Raw genomic sequence first — 281 nt, forward strand, 5'->3', positions numbered from 1 at the left:
CCATCCTTTTAAGAATATAATTTTAAGGTGAAAAATCTGAAAGAATGTGGAATATTATAGAAAAAGCAGTCACTCTGTATATATATCACATAGTGTGGATAACAAAATATCGATATCCAGTACTAGTTGGAGATATTGGACAGAAAGCTAAAGAAGTTGTACAAGAAGTATGTGCAAATAATCAAGTAGAAATTATCAGAGGTAGAGTTGCGTCAAGTCATGTACACGTATACGTTTCTGTACCCCCATACTTAAGTATTAGTAAGTTAGTGCAGTTAATA

General features: G+C 32.0%; 1 pseudogene. It reads left to right on the forward strand.

Annotation, left to right across the window (positions count from 1 at the left end):
• Positions 1-46: 46 nt before the first annotated feature.
• Positions 47-281, forward strand: a pseudogene (gene tnpA / locus ACJ5GX_RS07060) (IS200/IS605 family transposase); the annotation flags it as partial.

This window comes from Wolbachia endosymbiont of Tuta absoluta, assembly GCF_059414725.1.